The 2,788-nt window shown below is 42.0% G+C and carries 2 protein-coding genes; both read right to left on the bottom strand.

Features of this window, described 5'->3' with window-relative positions:
* Nucleotides 1–28: 28 nt before the first annotated feature.
* Nucleotides 29–2,527 carry a type IX secretion system periplasmic lipoprotein PorW/SprE gene (gene porW / locus V5N63_RS06930; protein ID WP_332033359.1) on the bottom strand — a complete coding sequence of 833 codons (2,499 nt, stop codon included), beginning with the start codon at nt 2,525–2,527 and terminating at the stop codon, nt 29–31.
* Between the two features lie 91 nt (nt 2,528–2,618).
* On the bottom strand, nt 2,619–2,788 hold a 170-nt coding region (locus tag V5N63_RS06925; protein WP_332033376.1), incomplete at its 5' end, for a Maf family protein.

Genomic DNA, 2,788 nt, shown 5'->3' with positions numbered 1-2,788 from the left:
ATAAAAAAAGCGAAGAGTAATCTTCGCTTTATATTTTTATTTCCATTTGGGCAGGACTGGCGACTTTTTGAGGCTCGTCGGTCGTACGCCGCGGCCTTAGCGGAGCAGGCTGGTCGTCCCTTTTCCCCGGTACCGGCGGTGAATCTGCATCTGCAGGTGGTACAGGAGTTGCAGGCGGCTGGATATTTATTTTATTCCCCGATTCATCGGTCGCTTCAATTTCGAGATCGCTTTTCAGGTATCGCAGCATCTCTTCTGCTTTTGCACCTTCTAAAGTCCGCGAATAGTTCAGGGCAATCTGTTCCAGCTGCAGAATCATAATCTCTTTTCCGGCGGTTTTTCCTGTGTTAAAGGCATTCAGCAAAGCAAATTTAGGCACCAGCGCATCTTTCGGATATTTCTGTAAAGAGGATTCGATCAGCGCCTTACTTTCTTCATATTTTTCTGTTGAATAAAGTTCGAACGCCTCGGCATAAGCTTTTTCCACTTCTTCTGATGATTTCGAAAATGAATTGTTTCTTGGGTTTTTAACAAATTCCGCGTAAGAAGTGTAAGGAAAATCGGCCAGAATCATCTGTTTCGCCCGCTCTGCAGCCGCAGGATTTTTCTCGTAATTAAAGGCGAAAATATGGTAAAGTGCAAGAAGTTTGGTTTCCTCTTCCGGTTGGGCATCAACCAAATCATAAAGTGTTTTGGTGGCAAGCGGGGTGTCCGAAAAGTATGCCTCGTACATTCTTCCCAAACCTAAACTTGCGGTATCTCTGGCCTTTTTCAGCGCTAAAAGGTCTTCGGACGCCGTAGGTATTTTTTCAATATAGAAAGCAGGTTCAAGTCGTCTTGGGTCGGGTGCCGATGCAATTCCCATCGCCTCATTTTTTAAATCCTCAATAGAACTACCCCTTGCAGAAGTACGCCAGTTATCGCTGAGCGCCCGGTTTCCCCACAGTTGTTTGAACGTAGATTCTCCTTTGGCAACGGTACTTTGGTTGGCAAAATAGAAACCGCCCTTGTTATTCCCAAAATCCTGAAATCCACCGGTATTTCCTGCAAAAATAGAGTTTGCAGAATAATCGCCTGTATCGAAACCTTTATTCCTTTCTGCCTTTTTTCTTTCCAGTTCTTCCCTGGCTTCTTTGGCTTTAATGCCTTCAATGTATTTGTTGAAATAGGCGATCCTTTCCGATTCCGGCATTTTTGTTAAGGCCAGAATACTGTCGTTTTTCCTGATCAGATAATAATTTGCGGAAACCTGCTTGATGTTGCCCGATTTTTCCGTCAACAGAACTTTCGACGGTTCATAAGTCATTACCGCGAGTGCAGAATCGTAGTATGCACCGGCAGAAAGATAATCACTTTCCTCAAAAAAACCTTTTCCGATTTCGTAATAATTGAGGCCGCGGATCTGCGGATCCGACATTTTTTCTTTCAGTGACTTTGAAAAATATTCTTTGGCTTCCTCCTTTTTTCCGGCTTTATTTGCCATCAGCCCCAGGGCGTAATAAAACTCGTTTTTCCTGGAGCCATAAGTTCCTTTTTTGCTGATTTTTTCAAGATATTCCTTCGCACCTTCGTAATCATCGTCTTTTCCGTTGAAGGTTTTGGCAATTTCTATCTGAGATTTTACTTCAAATTCGAAGTCATTGGCATTTTTATACGCGGTCACGAAACTTTCTCTGGCTTCTTCGTTTCTGTCAAGGTTTGCTAAAATCTGTCCACGAAGAAATGCAATCCTGCTGCGCATTTTCCGGTTTTTATTCAGCGCGTAGGCCTCTTCGAGCTCGTCAACAGCCGCTTCTTTTTTGCCCGCCTGCAGCAGCATTTCAGAATAGTAAATGCTCAGTAATTTTTTATAATCTTTTTTAAGTTTATCGTCTTTCTTTACATCAGTAAAAACTTCTTCAGCTCTGTAATAATCACCCATTTTAGAATAAGCCAGGCCCTGATAAATTCTTGCCAGCGGAATTCTTTTATCATTGCGCATATTTGCGAAAACATAGTTCAATCCGTCCAGCGCTTCCAGCGGTTTATTACGGTAAATCCGTGCCTGAGCCAGCAGAAGATTCGCATCGAAAATTTTCCGGTTTTTTTCTTCGCCACCTTTCATCACGGAATATTTTGAAATGGCTTTCAATGCTTTGGCTTCAGATATTTCTAAAATTGAAGCCCCACTTTTAAAACCTGCAGTTGATGAATTCTGGGAATCTCCTCTTCCACCAGGAACTCCAGGTCCACCAGAATTCATGCTGCCCGGCGGTGTGGGATCATCGCCAAACATCCCTGCGGATTGCAGATCGCTGCCCAGGGGCTGTTCCTCGTACGTAAGAAGCTGAATATAGGGTGCATAAAAATTATCAACGTGTGCTTCGTCGCGGTTTTTCAACTCGGTCTGTAACGCATCTTTACTGTTGAAGAGTGTGTTGTAGTAGGAGAAAAATCCCTTCATGAAGGTAGAATCATCCTTTTTCTTTCGTGATGAACACGAATTGAAAACAACGATTGCAGAAAGGAAAAGTATAGTTTTTTTCATTATTTCATAATAACTTCCAAATTAGCATTTTATTATGAAAAATGCCTCTTAATTTTTGTAAAAATAATTAAATTTTATTTTTGCTGACCGCTTATTCAAAATCTTTTAAAATGCCGTATACCAAATGGGTTGGCAATCCCATCACTGTATAGTAGCTGCCGGTAATGCGTTTGATTTTCGCCATTCCGAACCATTCCTGAACACCGTATGCGCCAGCTTTGTCGAAAGGTTTATAATTTTCAATATAGAAATCGATTTCTT

Origin of the sequence: Kaistella sp., assembly GCF_032060305.1 — a bacterium.
GTDB lineage: Bacteria > Bacteroidota > Bacteroidia > Flavobacteriales > Weeksellaceae > Kaistella > Kaistella yananensis.
This window is presented reverse-complemented; position numbering and strand designations above follow the sequence as displayed.